We start from the raw sequence: 14,639 nt of genomic DNA on the forward strand, positions 1-14,639 counted from the left end.
GCGCATGGGTGGCGCCGGTGGTGAAGACGACGTCGGCGGCGGCGAAGCCGGTGAGCGCCCCGACCGCGGCTCGGCCGGCGTGCAGCGCGGGCGCGGCGGCCTCGGCGGCGACGTATCCGCCGACCTCGGCCTCGTGTCGGGCGTGCGCGGTCGCGGCGTCGACGGCGGCGAAGGACTGTCTCGAGCAGGCGGCGCTGTCGAGGTGCACGCCCGCCGCCGGCGGTCGGGCCGACCGCCATTCCTCGGCGAGACTCACTTGACGGCGAGCGACAATCCGAAGTCGCCGGCGTCGTCGGTCCACCAGGCGATGCGCCGCAGACCGGCCGCAGCCAACTCCTCGGCGACGACTTCCGGCCGGAACTTGCAGGACACCTCCGTGAGCATCTCCTCACCGTCGGCGAAGTCGACGGTCAGGTCCAGACCGGCGATGTGCACCCGCTGCGCACTGCGGGCGCGCAGCCGCATCTCGATGCGCAGTTCGTCGGGATTCCACCGGGCGACGTGGTCGAACGCGGCGACGTCGAAGTCGGCGTCCAGCTCACGGTTCACCACGGTGAGCACGTTCTTGTTGAAGGCGGCGGTCACGCCTGCGGCGTCGTCGTAGGCGCTCACCAAGCGGTCGACGTCCTTGACGAGGTCGGTGCCGAGCAGCAGGGTGTCCCCCGGTTGCAGGCTGTCGGCCAGTGCGGCAAGGAATTCCGCGCGCGGGCCGGTGGTGAGGTTGCCGATCGTCGAGCCGAGGAACACCACCAGCCGGCGCCCGACCAACGGGATCTTGCCGAGGTGTTCTTCGAAGTCGCCGCACACGGCGTCGATCTCGACACCGGGGTACTCGGCCCCGATGGCGGCGCCCGCCGACTCGAGGATCGTCGCGTCGACGTCGAAGGGGATGAACCGCTGCAGGGCACCGGCCTGGCTCATGGCGTCGAGCAGTATGCGCGTCTTCTCCGAGGTCCCGCTGCCCAGCTCCACCAGGGTGTCCGCGCCCGAGGACGCTGCGATGTCGGCGGCGTGGGCGCGAAGGATGGCGGCTTCGGCGCGCGTCGGGTAGTACTCCGGCAGCCGGGTGATCTGGTCGAAGAGGTCACTGCCGGCGGCATCGTAGAACCACTTGGGCGGCAACGTCTTCGGTGACGCGGTCAGGCCGTCGCGGACGTCACGCCGCAGGGCGTGGGCCGCGGCGTCGGCGGCGAGGTAGTTCGACAGGGACACGGTCATGACGAGCCTTTCAGAGCGGTCAGTTCGACGGAGGTACGCGAGACCTCCACCAGGTGGCGGTCGGGAACGTCCTCCCAACGGGGGTCGTCGTCATAGGGTTCACTTGCCAGCACGACGCCGTCGTCCCGCCGCAGGATGGACAGGGTGTCTCCCCACGTCGTCCCCAGCAGTCGAGATCCGTTGGCGGCAAGGATGTTCAAGCGGGCGTTGGGGTCGGCGGCTCCGACCTCGACGATGGTGTCACCCAGCGCGTCGAGACCGCGATCGAAGATCAGGGCGGCGAGCAGCGCACTGTCGACGGTGGACTCGGCGGCCGACGAGAGCGGCAGCACCGCGCGGTCGACCACGCCGTTGTGGGACAGCAGCCACCGACCGTCGCTGAACGGCGCCGACGCCGACGGTTCGATCGGCATGCCGACGGTGGCCGACCGGACGGCCGCGACGACGCATCCGCTGCGCAGTGCCGGCGCCACCGAGGCGAAGGACGCGTCACCCCACAACGGTGCTGCACTGCGCCAGCGCCGAGGGGTCTCGTGGTCGAAGAAGCCGGCGCCCCACCCGTCGGCGTTCATCGTGCCGTGCTTCTGCAAACGTGGCGAATACGACTGCACCAGAAGAGCGTCCGGCGGATCGAGGACGAGGGACGCGACGGACACCGGCTCGCCCAGCCAGCCCAGATGACGGCACACCCTAGGCGTCCCACGCCAGTCGCACGCCGGAGAAGATCTGCCGACGGATCGGGTGGTCCCAGTTGCGGAAGCTCGGCCGGACGATGTCGGGGGCCACCGACCACGCACCACCGCGAAGCACCCGGTAGTCACCGGCGCCGGAGCCCTCGAAGAAGGGGCTCGAGTACTGCTCGTAGAGCATCGGGGTGAAGCCCGGCCACGGCCGCAGCGGGGACGTCGTCCACTCCCACACGTCACCGAGCATCTGTTCCGCGCCGTAAGCCGACGCCCCGGCCGGGTAGGCCCCGACGGGTGCCGGCCGCAACGCCTCGCCGCCCATGTTGACCAGTGCTGAGCTGGGTTCCGATGTGCCCCACGGGAATCGGCGCCGAGTACCTCTCACCGGATCCCAGGCGCACGCCTTCTCCCACTCCATCTCGGTGGGCAGGCGCGCACCGGCCCACGCGGCGTAGGCCTCGGCTTCGAAGAAGGTGACGTGCTGTACGGGCTCGTCGGCGGGAATGTCCTCGACGTACCCGAACCGCGTTCGCGTGCCCGCCTCCGTCCAGAACTTCGGTGCGGTCAGGTCGGCCTGACGACGGTGCGCCCACCCGGCGTCCGACCACCACCGCGGCTCGCGGTAGCCACCGTCGTCGACGAAGTCACGCCACTCGCCGTTGGTGACCGGCACCCGGCCGATCCGGAACGACGCCACGTCGACGACGTGCGCGTCGCGTTCGTTGTCCAACGACATCGGCTCCTCGGCGGCGGTGACACCGAGCACGAACGGCCCGCCCGGTACCAGTACCGACGTTCCCGCGACGCCGGGACGCCCCGGCGGCAACGGTGCGCCCCTGCCGAGGATCGGCGGGCCGGTTCGAATGCTCAGCGCCTGCAGCATCGTCTCGTCGTGTTGATTCTCGTGACTGACCACCATGCCGAACACGAAGGCGGGGTCGACGCCCGTCCCGTCGTCGTCGGGAAGGGCTTCGAGCGCGTCGAGCGACTTGGCCCGAACGGTGCGAACGAAGGACCGCGCGTCGGTAGGCGGCAGCAGCGGCAGGTGGACTCGGCTGGCCCGGGAGTGTTCGAAGGCGTCGTAGAGCCGTTCCACCGCCGGCTCGAGGAGCCCCGGCCGGCGCGCGTCGTTGCCGCGGAGCAGCCACAGCTCTTCCTGCCAGCCGATGTGCGCCAAATCCCACACCAGGGGGCTCATCAGCGGGTCGTACTGCCGCACCAGCTCGGCGTCGTCGAGCTCGACGAGCCGCAGCGTGCGCTCCCTCGCCGAGGTGAGCTGTCGGGCCAATGCCTCTCGCGTGGTCACGCCGTCATCCCCGCCAGTCGACTCACCGCCGCCGGGACGGTGCTGCCGGCAACCAGGTCGGTGAAGTCGTCGGCCGAACTCCGGCCCAACTCCACCTGGCGCACCAGCCTCTGCATGGCCGCTCGCAACTCCGGCGGCGCCATCTCCGCGACGGTTCGAACGCAGCGCAGCGCCGCGGCCCGCAAACCGTCGTCGCCGAGCCCGACCCGGGCGGCGAGGTCCCACTCGGTGGCGACGGGCTCGGTCGCCTCCGCGGCGACCTCGGCGGCCGAGGGGTCGTCGAGCAGCGTGGCCAGCGTGAAGACCACCGCGGGCCAGACGTCGTCCGGCGTGCTGTCGAGGTACCGGATCTCCAGGAAGCCGCGCGGTCGCACCGGCGGAAACAGCGTGGTGAGGTGATAGTCCAGGTCGGCCGCCGTCGGGCGTCGGCCACCGGGCAGGGCGCGGCCGTCGGCCCAGTCGGCGAACGGGACGACCTGCGTGAGGGGGGTCGTCGGGGCAGTCCCCATGCCCTGCACCAACATCACCGGTGCCCTCAGCGCGTAGCTGACCCAGTCCTCGGCCGGATCGCCGCCGCTGGCGCCCAGCACCGGGCCGCAGCGCGCGGAATCCAACTGGCTCCATACCCGCTGCCGGGTGCTGCGCCAGCCGGAGGGCTTGCTGCCGAGCAGGGGGGAGTTGGCGGAGATGGCGATCATCGTCGGCCCGAGGGCGTGGGCGAGCCGGACCCGTTCGGCCCAGCCCGCGCGTGGGCCCGCGTCCAGGTTGACCTGCACCGACGCCGTCGACGTCATCATCGCCGCACCGGCGTCGACGGTGCCGCTGGCGGCGAAGAACTGCTCCATGGCGCGGTAGCGGTCGCCCGGGTTGACCCGCTTCGGCGGCCGCAGCGGATCGGCGCCGAGCAGTACCAAACCGAGCCCGTGCGCGGCGAACGCCTTGGTCAGGACCGCACGGTCGGACCGCATCGACGCGATGGCCGACAACACCGATTCCGCGGGCGGACCGGACAGCTCCACGGCCCCGCCCGGTTCGACGGTGATCGGGCTGCCGCCGGGCATGGGCGGCACCGTCGCGATCACCTCGGTGAGCTCGTCCCACCCGGGGCGCCGCAACGGGTCGGCCAAGTCGAAGCAATGCGCCTCGATCTCCAGTCCGACGCGGCCCACCGGGCCGTCGACCAGGCAGTCTGCACCGATCCGGCGAGCCGCTTCCTGCGAGTCGGCCAGCTCCATTCCACACGTGTCTGCGGTGGTGGTCACGTCAACCATCCCCTCCGGATAGCGCGGGAGCACGGCGCGGCCCGTTCGCGTCAATGATTGCCTTCACCATCTTCCAGAGGGGAACCGACAAAACTGCCCGATTAATTCGCGACGGGCGGCCATGCGGGCGGGCATCGACGCGACCGCTATTGGCCCAGGGTGTTCTGCATCGCGCCGGCCAGCACGTTCACCGCGGGACCTCCGTTGCCAGGCTGACACACTTTCGCTTGTAGCAGAACGTTCTCGCGCAGCCTGGTTTGAATGAAGCACCGTCGATCAGTACCCGCCTCCTGCTTCACCCACACCGCGTCGTTCCCCGTCGGTCCGCTGCCGGAGAACGACCAGACCTGCGTGGTGAAGTCCTCCAGGTGCATGGCGGTGGTTTGACCTGCGCATCCGACGGTCCGGTCGGTCACGCGGTGGAAGGCGCGGGTGGCCGCGTCGACGGTCGCGAACACCCCGACGGCCTGTTTGACCAGGTTGGTGTCGTCGTCGGCGGCACGCTGGGCGACGGCGCCGTTGAACGATGCCAGGTCGGGATCCTCGTAGACCTCGGGCAGGCCGATGTCGGCCCAGTTGTTGCAGGCGGGGAGGTCGACGTAATAGCCCTGGAAGGGCGCCGTGAAGGTGGACTCCCACCCCATCGGCGCGCCGACGACGTTGCCCACCGAACCCTTGCCGAGGACGGCATAGGACACCACCCCGGGATCGGACGGACGGGCGTCGGCGACGGGCGCCAGTGCGACGGCTCCCGCCACGACGGCCACCGCCACACCGGCGCTTCTGCGCATCGGCTAGACGACCTTGGCCGTCAGCTTGACCTCGATGTTGCCGCGGGTGGCCTTGGAGTACGGGCAGACGCCGTGGGCCTTCTCCATCAGGTCGTCGGCGACGCTCTGTTCGAGACCGGGAAGGTAGCCGATGAGCTGGGCGGTCAGGCCGAAGCCGCCCTCGGAATCCTTGCCGAAGCCAATCTGGGCGGTGATGCCGCTGGCGTCGTCGAGGGAGATCTTCTCGTTGCGGGCGACCAATCGCAGTGCGCCGAGGAAGCACGCCGAGTAACCAGCGGAGAAGAGCAGTTCGGGGTTCACGCCCTCGCCGCTGCCGCCCATCTCCTTGGGGGGCCGGGTGTCGAGGTCGATCTTTCCGTCGGCGGACGTCACGTGGCCGTCGCGACCCCCACCGGTCGACGTGGACTCTGCGGTGTAGACGACTTCAATGCTCATGGAATCGATCATGCCAGCTTCGCCGGCGGGCGAAAATCCCTAGAAGATCGTCAGGGTGCAGTACGTGCGGGGCGGCGACGGGTAGGGCCAGGCGTATTGCCCGACGGCCGCGGGACACGCCCGTTGATCGCGGACGTCGAGGCGCTGGGTGACCTGAACCAGCAGGCCCTTCTGTCCCCGCTCGGCACAGTCCGCGAGTTGGAGCATGCCGATTGGCATGTCCATGACGTAGCAGTGGTTGGCGACGAGGTTGGGCACCAGGCACAGCCGCGTGGTCGACGGGTCGGCGAATTGCGTTGGCACATGCTGATATTCAGCGCTGGGGCAGGCTCCGGACTTGTCGGCGAGCGCACCGACGGTATAGCTCGGGTCGGCGGCGCACGAGGCCTTGTCGGCCGTCAGGGTGGTGGGGGCGTCTGGCGTGTCCGACGGGATGGCGACGCAATCGCCGACGGAGAACACCTTCGCCAAGCCGCGCTGAGGCGGCGCAGCCTGCATCGAGCAACCGCTCGTCACGAGCAGTGCCGCACCGACGGCCGCGAACAGAACCATTCGCACGCGGGTCACGGATGGCGACGTCATGGGTAGCGACATTGTCACGAATCGGGAGCTGTCGCCACATGTTCCCCAAAGTTCTCAATAGTCTCACAGACCCCAGGGGAATCACAAGGATGGCATTCACCACGGCGTGTCGTGTCGCCGTCCGCGCCCCACACGCGAAGCTGGCGACGCACCACCGGTGTGGTGCGTCGCCAGATTCACATCCGAACGACGGAGCGTCAGCCGTTGCCGGCGCGGACGCCCTCCTCGACCTTCTTGCCGATCTCCGGGTCGACGTTGGTCCAGTATTCGAAGACCCGCGACAGCACGGGCTCCTTCACGCCGTCGAGTACGTGGCCGACGATGTTGCTCACCAAGCGTTCCCGAGCGTCGTCGTCGAGCACCTCCCGCACCAGCGTGCCGGCCTGCCCCCAGTCGTCGTCCTCGGGCCGCAGGGCGTACGCCGTGCGGACCATGTCGCCGTCGGACGCCCAGTGCACCTCGGCCGCCCGCGCGGGATCGGCGACGGGGCCGCCCATCGAATTGGGCGCATACACGGGATCGGTCGCGAGCTTGATCCGCATCGCACCGTCCTTGGAGTACGCGTTGACCTCCGACTTCGGCTCGTTGACCGGAATCTGCTTGTAGTTCACGCCAAGTCGGGCACGATGCGCGTCCGAGTACGAGAACCCACGGGCCAGCAGCATCTTGTCCGGCGACAGGCCCGTGCCGGGGACGATGTTGTTCGGCTCGAACGCCGCCTGCTCGATCTGGGCGTGGTAGTCCACCACGTTGCGGTCCAACGTCAACTTCCCGACGTCGATCAACGGGTAGTCCGAGTGCGGCCACACCTTGGTCAGGTCGAACGGGTTGTACCGGTAGGTCTTCGCGTCCTCGAACGGCATGATCTGCATCTTCAGCGTCCAGCTCGGGTGGTCGCCCGACTCGATCGAGTTGAACAGATCGCGCTGGTGGTAATCGCCGTCCGCACCGGCCAGCCGGTCACCCTCCTCCTGCGTCAGGAACTCGACGCCCTGGTCGGACTTGAAGTGGTACTTCACCCAGAACAGCTCGTCGCTGGCGTTGACCCAGCTGTACGTGTGGCTGGAGTAGCCGTTCATGTGCCGCCACGACTTCGGGATCCCGCGGTCGCCCATCAGCCAGGTCACCTGATGCGCCGACTCGGGCGACAGCGTCCAGAAGTCCCACTGCATGTGGTGATCGCGAAGGTTGTTGGCCGCCATCCGCTTCTGGCTCCGGATGAAGTTCTGGAACTTCATGGGATCGCGGATGAAGAACACCGGCGTGTTGTTGCCGACGATGTCGAGGTTGCCCTCCGACGTGTACAGCTTCAGCGAGAAGCCGCGCGGGTCACGCCAGGTGTCTGGGCTGCCACGCTCGCCGGCCACGGTGGAGAACCTGATCACCGTCTCGGTCTTCGTGCCGGGCTGGAACACCGCCGCCTTGGTGTACTGGCTGACGTCGTTGGTCACCTCGAAGTGACCAAATGCGCCGCCGCCCTTGGCATGTGGCTGCCGCTCCGGAATGCGCTCGCGGTTGAAGTTGGCCATCTGCTCGATCAGGTAGTGATCCTGCAGCAGAATCGGCCCGTCGGGACCAACCGTGAGTGAGTGCTCGACGCTGGGGATCGGCGCGCCGCCGTCCGTCGTCGCAATCTTTTCAGTCATGTACCCATCCATCTCCGGGTGGCGTCGCGGCCACTCGGGGCTGGGCCGCATCTGTCTGGACGCACCGCGCGCCGTGGCATACCCACGACGCGCCGTGCGCACTCGTCACCCCGTTCAAAGGCTATCGACCGGGAGGGGTCGGCGGAAGGGAACCCGGACCTTGACCCGGGCCACCGCCACCCGGACCGCCTTGGAAGCCGGGGCCGAACCCGCCAGGCCCACCGGGCCCGCCGGGCCCACCTTGCCAGCCGTGTCGAGGCCCGCCGCCCTCGCGCTCCATCTGGCCATGGCCGTGCCCGTGATGGTGGTGCCCGCCGACGACACTCGCCCCGAGCACGAACCCGGAGAAGAAGATGACGGCCACGACGAAGACCGTCCCCGCGACGATGCCGACCCACGCCGCGACGACGTTGAGCCGGCCGCCGCGGCGCCGCGGCTCGACGTCCTCGTCGTGGACGACGACGGGAGTGGTGGCCGGGGTCTCGATGGGACCCGTAGCCGATCTGGTGTTGACGCTGTTTCGCTCATGTCGTCGATCTTGGCCGCGGTGGTGATGCGCCAATCCTGAATCGGCTATGAAGGCGCTATGAGCAGATCAGCGGGGCGGCTGACCGGGCACCTGGGTCGACGGTGACTGCGACGGCATCGGGAACTGCGGGAAGATGTTCGGCAACTGGAACGTCGGCCCGTTCGGAATGACGATGCCCGGCCCGGGCCCCGGCCGCTCGAACTGACCGCGGGGCATCGGCATGATCATCGGGCCCTGGTCGAAACCGGTGGCACTGCGGTCCGGCACCTTGGGCGCCGTCTCGCGGCCGAAGTAGAACCCGGAGCCGAACAACACGGCGACGATGACGAGCGAGCCGGCGGCGATGCCCACCCACGCCGCCACCTTGTTCAGACGACTCGGCCTGGCCGGCGGCGTCGGCTGCGATCCGGGTCCGGGTGGCGGGTAGACGTACCCCTGGGGCGGCTGCTGGTAGTGCCCTTCGGGAAGGACGGCGGTCTGCGGGCCCGTCGGGGCGCCACCGGGATAGTCGACTGGTTGGCTCATGGGTCAATGATTGTCGCCCCGTCGAGGGCGCCCCGACAAATTCCTTTCGTGTTGCTCGTGAATCCTCTGTGCAGTGTTCGCCACGCCGGGTTTGCCGATCTCCCATCGGGCAACCACATACGGCATGGAACAACCGCAGAACGACCCGCCGGCGACACCCGTGGACGCCACCGAGACCACCGAGGAGCAGCGCGAGATGCAGGACCAACTCGACGATCCGACGTCCGACCCGCAAGCGCCGGCCGGCCACCAGGACCGGCACCAGGTCGCCGACGAGACGTAGCCGCCGACGTAAGCCCACTCGCGAGGTAGCGGCTGGCTCCTCGTCACGGCTGTCGTCTCCACACCCGCCCGGCAACCTGCACGAATATGTCGGAAACGTCGTCAGAGCGACCTTCCGCCGAGCCATTGCCACCGGCTCGCAGGGGATCTGCGTGAATTGTCACCGTGACGGGCTCGACTGCTGCATGAATTCGATTGTCCGAAAACCCTGCTCATTCGCCGACCGCCGTTGATATAAAGCACACTCAACGATTCGATGATCAGGGGGTTTTACATGACTGGGAAGATGACGCGAGTCCTCGGCGGGGTGGCGTTGGGTGGCGGCCTGTCAATGGCGATGCTGGGATTTGGCGGTGCTGTCGCCGGCGCCGAGCCAACCTCGCCGCCTCCTCCTCCCGGACCGAGCTGTGTCCAGCTTCCGTCTCAGCCGTGCCCACCCCCCGGACCGCCTGCGCCCGCGCCCGGGGACATGTCCAAGGGACGGTAGCCGGTGATCGACATTCAGCTGTAGGGCCGACCGGTTGACGGGTGCGGTGCGTCCGGAACGCGCCGCACCCTTCGGCGTTCGGGTTGGAACCGATTACGTCAGTCATGACGCCAAACGATGGTTCCCCGGCTTTCGAGGTGGGCGGCCTTGCCGTCTACGACCGGACACGACGAGTGGGATTCATGGGGTTTCACGTATTTGCGCAGTGCATACGTCATGACGGGTTGCCGGCGAATCAGCCGACGTGTCGGGGGGAAGTGACGTGCGCGCCAGCCTGACTCCCTTGTTCGTCGTCGCGTTGCTGGTCGCCGGGTGTGGAACCTCGCAACAGCGCAGTTCTGCCACGGAATCGTCGACGGTCGAGACCTCGGCCGAGGCGTCGGCGAAAACGGCGCCCTCACCGCCGCAGGATCCCGAGGACCAGGGCGGGATGACCTTCGTCTACGAAGATGCCACGAGCCCCGAGGCGATCAGCGGTCGCAAGCTCATGCAAAGGGACGGGCTACTCGAGTTCCTCGCCGCCGATGCCAATGAAGGGCTCAAACTCCCGTACGAGATTCCGATAGTTGGAATGCAATGCGATCAAGCCAACGCGTTCTGGAGCCCGTCGCGGAGGACCATGTTCATCTGTTACGAGGATCTCGACTTGGCCCGGCAGATCTTCGTCAAGGACGGCGACGCCGATCCGGACAAAGCAGCATTGAACACTGAAGTCGCGACGTTCTATCACGAATTGGGGCACATGGCGATCGACATCTATCACCTGCCGGCGACGGGAAGAGAAGAGGACGTGGCCGATCAGCTTGCAGCGTTCATCTTGTTGCAGCCCGACGACGACGGGAAGTTGGACCCGGACAAGGTGCAGACCGTCGTCGACTTCTCGCGGGAGTTCGACGGCTACGCCGCCATGAACCCCGGACCGATACCCGAAGAGTACTTCGCCGACGTTCACTCGCTCGACCAAACCCGTAAGTACGACCTGCTGTGCTGGGCGTACGGGGCGGACCCCGTGGGCAACGCCGAGATCGTCACCGACGGCCGGTTGCCGCAGCGTCGCGCGGATCGTTGCAAGCAGGAGTTCGACAGGATGAGCAGCGCTTGGTACACGTTGCTGGAACCGCACCTGAAGTAGCCGGCATCAGCACTGGCGGAGTACCTCAGTGCGGCAACGGTGTTGGCGCAGGCCGGTCGCCGACCACCCCGGAGGCGTGAAGCGAATGGCGTTTCTTCGCTTCGTGGATCGCCAGCCCATGGTTCGGGCTGCTGTGATGGTGGGGGCTGTCACGGCCGGGGACCCGTACTACCAAGTCCACGCACTCGTGCGTGGAACCGTATGCGGTGCCCATGGGGGGCTAGCGACCAGCTGCCGCGGTGAAGGGATCGCGGCCGTGACGGCGTAGTCGCCGACGCCTATGGCTTGAGCGGGTTCACCGCGTACTGGATCACCCGGTACGGCGCATTGTCGGCCTGCGGCAACGTATTCCACTGACTGACGAACACCCGCAGTTCGTCGAGCGTCGAGCCGGGTGAGAGGTAGCCGCCATACGGTTGGGCCAGCCGGTTGTCCTCGGGCGGGGGCAGGTCGTCGGCGTCGTCGGGCCACTCGCCGGCGAACACCACCGTCGTGACCGGGGCGCTGCCGAGTCCGGTCGGATCGTTGGCGACGCGCACCTCCATGTTGCCGGTGCTCGCGTTGAAGTAGGACAGCACGGTCTTGCCGTCGACCTGCCGAATGCTCATCTCCCCCACTCGGTCACCCCACAGTGGCGCGGGCGTCTTGTTCCACCCCGCCTGCGCAGACCACGCCTGCCAGCTCGACCGGTCGGTGAAGTTCTGCGGCGTCGCCCGGTACAGTTCGACGGGCTCGCTGCGGTCGAAGTCGTTGGCCACGACGTAGACCCATCCGCTCGGCGAGTCCGGCGTGGGAATCGGATCGTAGTAGCCGCTGATCTGCGATTGCCTACCGCCTGCGAAGTTCGCCGGCCGCTGCGAACCGGGCACCGTCGCCCAGTTCCCTTGGTAGGGGGTCGCTTTGACGAGTCTCGAGGTGGCGGGCACCAGATCCTTGGTGGTGGTCACCAACATGTAGTTCTCGCGGTTCACCTGCACGATTCCCGCGGGCAGTTGCGACGACCCTGGCGGGGTCGGGTCGGCGAGCAGGGGCGTGTCGGTACCGGTCACGCCGTAGTAGCGCACTCCGGTCGGGTCGTCCACCGAGTCCAGGTCGACGTGCAGCGCGATCGGCGAGAAGTGTTGACCGAAGGCGACACCCTGGCCCGCGAAGCTGTCCCCGCAGACCTGGAGCACCCCGCTGGGAAACTCCATGAACTCACAGAGGTCCGTGGCTCCGATGCCGTAATCGCGTGTCGGCGTACCGGTTCCGGCCGTCGGTCCGATGCGGACCACCTGCCCCGGCGCCAGTGGCGGCAGTACGGGCCTGGGCGCGGGTGCCGGCGGATCGGCGTGCGCCGGAGCGGCGAGCAGCCCGACGGCCACCACCAGCACGCCGAACGTGGGGTGGACGCACGCCCGTCGGCACCACGCCGCGGCGGAGGTCCACACTCGGCGGCAGTCGGGTCAGAGTTCGGCGGCGAGGAGCTCGGCGATTTGAATCGTGTTGAGCGCAGCGCCCTTTCGGAGATTGTCTCCGGAAACGAACAACGCAAGGCCACGTCCGTCGGGGGCACCGGGATCCTGACGAATGCGCCCGACCAGGGAGTCGTCGGCACCGGCAGCCGCCAACGGCGTCGGCACGTCCACCAGCTTCACCCCCGGCGCGGACGACAGCAATTCCCTGGCCCGTTCCGGTGACAACGGCCGCGCGAACTCGGCGTTGATCGACAGCGAGTGCCCCGTGTAGACCGGCACCCGCACGCAGGTGCCGCTGACCAGCAGATCGGGAATGCCCAGAATCTTGCGGCTCTCGAACCGCAACTTCTGGTCCTCGTCGGTCTCCCCCGAGCCGTCGTCGACCAGGGAGCCCGCCAGTGGCACCACGTTGAAGGCGATCGGCGCCACGTACTTGTTCGGGGCGGGGAACGTCAGTGCCGATCCGTCGTGGACCAGCTGCTCGCTGTCCTCGACGACGGCCCGCGCCTGGCTGAACAGTTCCTCGACGCCGGCCAGCCCGCTTCCGGACACCGCCTGGTAGGTCGAGGTGATCATCCGGACCAGCCCGGCCTCGTCGTGCAGCACCTTCAGGACCGGCATCGCGGCCATGGTGGTGCAGTTGGGGTTGGCGATGATGCCCTTGGGTCGGTTCTTGGCGTCGCGGTCGAAGTTGACCTCGCTGACCACCAGCGGAACCTCGGGGTCCTTGCGCCATGCCGACGAGTTGTCGACGACCACGACGCCGGCGGCCGCGAAGCGGGGCGCCTGGACGCGAGACATGGTGGCACCGGCGGAGAACAGGGCGATGTCGAGGCCCGACGGGTCGGCCGTCTCGGCGTCCTCGACCTCGATCTCCTGACCGCGGAAGGTCAGCTTCTTGCCCTGCGAGCGGGACGAGGCGAAGAACCGCACCGAACTCGTCGGGAAGTCGCGCTCCTCCAACAGCTTTCGCATCACCTGGCCGACCTGCCCGGTCGCCCCGACGACTCCTACGTTGACCATGCTAGATCCCGCTTCCCGCGTACACGACGGCCTCTTCGTCGCCGCCCAGGTGGAACGCCTCGTGCAGCGCCATTACGGCCTTGTCCAGCTCGGTGTCCTTGACCAGCACCGAGATTCGGATCTCCGAGGTCGAGATGAGGTCGATGTTCACGCCGACGGCAGCGAGCGCCTCGCAGAAGGTCGCGGTGACGCCGGGATGACTGCGCATGCCCGCGCCGATCAGCGACACCTTGCCGATGTGGTCGTCGTAGAGCACCGAGGTGAAGCCGATCTCGCCCTGCAGCGACGCCAGCTTCTCGACCGCCGCCGGACCGTTGTCCCGCGCGCACGTGAACGTGATGTCGGTCTTGCCGTCTTCGATCTTGCTGATGTTCTGCAGCACCATGTCGATGTTGACGTCGGCGTCGGCGACCGCGCGGAACACCTTGGCGGCGTAGCCGGGTACGTCGGGCAGGCCGACGACGGTCACCTTCGCCTCGCCACGGTCGTGGGCGACTCCGGTCAGGATGGCGTCTTCCATCGGGATGTCCTCCATGGATCCTTTGACGAGCGTGCCCGCCTTGTCTGAGTACGACGACCGGACGTGTATCGGAACGTCGTAGCGCCGGGCGTATTCCACGCACCGCAGCATGAGCACCTTGGCGCCGCAGGCCGCCATCTCGAGCATCTCCTCGAAGCTGACGGAGGCGAGGTGGCGTGCGTTGGGCACGATGCGCGGGTCGGCGGTGAAGATACCGTCCACGTCGGTGTAGATCTCGCAGACGTCGGCGTCCAGCGCGGCGGCCAACGCGACCGCGGTGGTGTCGGATCCGCCCCGGCCCAGCGTGGTCACGTCCTTGCTGTCCTGGCTGACGCCCTGGAAGCCGGCGACCAACACGATCAGCCCCTCGTCGAGGGCGCTACGCAGCCGGCCCGGCGTGACGTCGATGATCTTGGCGTTGCCGTGCGTGCCGGTGGTGATGACGCCGGCCTGCGACCCGGTGAAGGAGCGCGCCTCCGCGCCGAGTGAGGAGATCGCCATGGCCACCAGTGCGTTGGAGATCCGCTCCCCGGAGGTCAGCAGCATGTCCATCTCGCGCGGGGGCGGCGCGGGGTTGACCTGGCGGGCCAGGTCGAGCAGGTCGTCCGTGGTGTCGCCCATGGCCGAGACGACGACGACGACGTCGTTGCCCGCCTTCTTGGTCTCGACGATCCGCTCGGCGACCCGGCGAATCCGGTCGGCGTCTGACACCGAGGATCCGCCGTACTTCTGTACGACGAGCGCCACTGTTCGCCTTT

At 68.2% G+C, this 14,639-nt stretch carries 15 protein-coding genes and 1 pseudogene; 2 read left to right on the forward strand and 14 right to left on the reverse strand.

Going from position 1 to position 14,639, the window contains the following annotated elements; translation table 11 throughout:
* The 11 genes and pseudogenes from H7J06_RS15195 to H7J06_RS15245 form a co-directional block, all read right to left on the reverse strand.
* Positions 1-256, reverse strand: a pseudogene (locus H7J06_RS15195) (ergothioneine biosynthesis PLP-dependent enzyme EgtE); the annotation flags it as partial.
* A complete protein-coding gene (gene egtD / locus H7J06_RS15200; protein WP_264039783.1) occupies positions 253-1,218 on the reverse strand; it encodes an L-histidine N(alpha)-methyltransferase in 966 nt (321 codons plus the stop codon). The gene egtD and the pseudogene H7J06_RS15195, both read right to left, overlap by 4 nt.
* Positions 1,215-1,907 (reverse strand): ergothioneine biosynthesis protein EgtC, encoded by a 693-nt coding sequence (gene egtC, locus H7J06_RS15205; RefSeq protein WP_264039784.1) that lies wholly within the window; start codon positions 1,905-1,907, stop codon positions 1,215-1,217. Before egtC ends, egtD begins: the two co-directional genes overlap by 4 nt.
* 1 nt (position 1,908) lies before the next feature.
* The gene (gene egtB / locus H7J06_RS15210) at positions 1,909-3,210 is read right to left on the reverse strand and encodes an ergothioneine biosynthesis protein EgtB (RefSeq protein WP_264039785.1); all 1,302 of its coding nucleotides are present in this window, start codon (positions 3,208-3,210) and stop codon (positions 1,909-1,911) included.
* Entirely contained in the window at positions 3,207-4,481 is a 1,275-nt protein-coding gene (egtA, locus tag H7J06_RS15215) for an ergothioneine biosynthesis glutamate--cysteine ligase EgtA (RefSeq protein WP_372515317.1), read from the reverse strand. Before egtA ends, egtB begins: the two co-directional genes overlap by 4 nt.
* Before the next feature lie 137 nt (positions 4,482-4,618).
* A complete protein-coding gene (locus tag H7J06_RS15220) occupies positions 4,619-5,263 on the reverse strand; it encodes a sensor domain-containing protein (protein ID WP_264039787.1) in 645 nt (214 codons plus the stop codon).
* 3 nt (positions 5,264-5,266) lie between these two features.
* A complete protein-coding gene (locus tag H7J06_RS15225; RefSeq protein ID WP_264039788.1) occupies positions 5,267-5,698 on the reverse strand; it encodes an organic hydroperoxide resistance protein in 432 nt (143 codons plus the stop codon).
* 39 nt (positions 5,699-5,737) lie between these two features.
* Complete coding sequence (locus tag H7J06_RS15230; protein WP_264039789.1) at positions 5,738-6,280, reverse strand: hypothetical protein; 543 nt, start codon at positions 6,278-6,280, stop codon at positions 5,738-5,740.
* A gap of 197 nt (positions 6,281-6,477) precedes the next feature.
* The gene (locus H7J06_RS15235) at positions 6,478-7,926 is read right to left on the reverse strand and encodes a catalase (RefSeq protein WP_264039790.1); all 1,449 of its coding nucleotides are present in this window, start codon (positions 7,924-7,926) and stop codon (positions 6,478-6,480) included.
* A gap of 121 nt (positions 7,927-8,047) precedes the next feature.
* The gene (locus H7J06_RS15240; RefSeq protein ID WP_275079462.1) at positions 8,048-8,488 is read right to left on the reverse strand and encodes a hypothetical protein; all 441 of its coding nucleotides are present in this window, start codon (positions 8,486-8,488) and stop codon (positions 8,048-8,050) included.
* Between the two features lie 33 nt (positions 8,489-8,521).
* Complete coding sequence (locus H7J06_RS15245) at positions 8,522-8,980, reverse strand: hypothetical protein (RefSeq protein WP_264039791.1); 459 nt, start codon at positions 8,978-8,980, stop codon at positions 8,522-8,524.
* Positions 8,981-9,104: 124 nt separating this feature from the next.
* Between H7J06_RS15245 and H7J06_RS15250 the strand changes: the two genes are divergently transcribed.
* Both H7J06_RS15250 and H7J06_RS15255 read left to right on the forward strand, forming a co-directional pair.
* Positions 9,105-9,263 (forward strand): hypothetical protein, encoded by a 159-nt coding sequence (locus H7J06_RS15250; RefSeq protein WP_264039792.1) that lies wholly within the window; start codon positions 9,105-9,107, stop codon positions 9,261-9,263.
* Between the two features lie 748 nt (positions 9,264-10,011).
* Positions 10,012-10,881, forward strand: a complete 870-nt coding sequence (locus H7J06_RS15255) for a DUF4344 domain-containing metallopeptidase (RefSeq protein WP_264039793.1) — start codon at positions 10,012-10,014, stop codon at positions 10,879-10,881.
* Positions 10,882-11,159: 278 nt separating this feature from the next.
* Here H7J06_RS15255 and H7J06_RS15260 read toward each other — a convergent pair whose 3' ends face one another.
* The 3 genes from H7J06_RS15260 to H7J06_RS15270 form a co-directional block, all read right to left on the reverse strand.
* Positions 11,160-12,251 (reverse strand): DUF4185 domain-containing protein, encoded by a 1,092-nt coding sequence (locus H7J06_RS15260; protein WP_372515318.1) that lies wholly within the window; start codon positions 12,249-12,251, stop codon positions 11,160-11,162.
* A gap of 75 nt (positions 12,252-12,326) precedes the next feature.
* Entirely contained in the window at positions 12,327-13,361 is a 1,035-nt protein-coding gene (locus H7J06_RS15265) for an aspartate-semialdehyde dehydrogenase (protein WP_264039794.1), read from the reverse strand.
* 1 nt (position 13,362) lies between these two features.
* Entirely contained in the window at positions 13,363-14,628 is a 1,266-nt protein-coding gene (locus tag H7J06_RS15270) for an aspartate kinase (protein WP_264039795.1), read from the reverse strand.
* Between the last annotated feature and the right edge of the window lie 11 nt (positions 14,629-14,639).

Origin of the sequence: Mycolicibacterium hodleri, from assembly GCF_025822245.1 — a bacterium.
GTDB lineage: Bacteria > Actinomycetota > Actinomycetes > Mycobacteriales > Mycobacteriaceae > Mycobacterium > Mycobacterium hodleri.

Excerpts from the sequence above, each read along its gene's own strand:
- egtD (WP_264039783.1), bottom strand. The coding sequence starts at position 1,218 with ATGACCGTGTCCCTGTCGAACTACCTCGCCGCCGACGCCGCGGCCCAC.
- H7J06_RS15245 (WP_264039791.1), bottom strand. The coding sequence starts at position 8,980 with ATGAGCCAACCAGTCGACTATCCCGGTGGCGCCCCGACGGGCCCGCAG.
- H7J06_RS15225 (WP_264039788.1), bottom strand. The coding sequence starts at position 5,698 with ATGAGCATTGAAGTCGTCTACACCGCAGAGTCCACGTCGACCGGTGGG.
- H7J06_RS15230 (WP_264039789.1), bottom strand. The coding sequence starts at position 6,280 with ATGACGTCGCCATCCGTGACCCGCGTGCGAATGGTTCTGTTCGCGGCC.
- H7J06_RS15265 (WP_264039794.1), bottom strand. The coding sequence starts at position 13,361 with ATGGTCAACGTAGGAGTCGTCGGGGCGACCGGGCAGGTCGGCCAGGTG.
- egtA (WP_372515317.1), bottom strand. The coding sequence starts at position 4,481 with ATGGTTGACGTGACCACCACCGCAGACACGTGTGGAATGGAGCTGGCC.
- H7J06_RS15220 (WP_264039787.1), bottom strand. The coding sequence starts at position 5,263 with ATGCGCAGAAGCGCCGGTGTGGCGGTGGCCGTCGTGGCGGGAGCCGTC.
- H7J06_RS15250 (WP_264039792.1), top strand. The coding sequence starts at position 9,105 with ATGGAACAACCGCAGAACGACCCGCCGGCGACACCCGTGGACGCCACC.
- H7J06_RS15235 (WP_264039790.1), bottom strand. The coding sequence starts at position 7,926 with ATGACTGAAAAGATTGCGACGACGGACGGCGGCGCGCCGATCCCCAGC.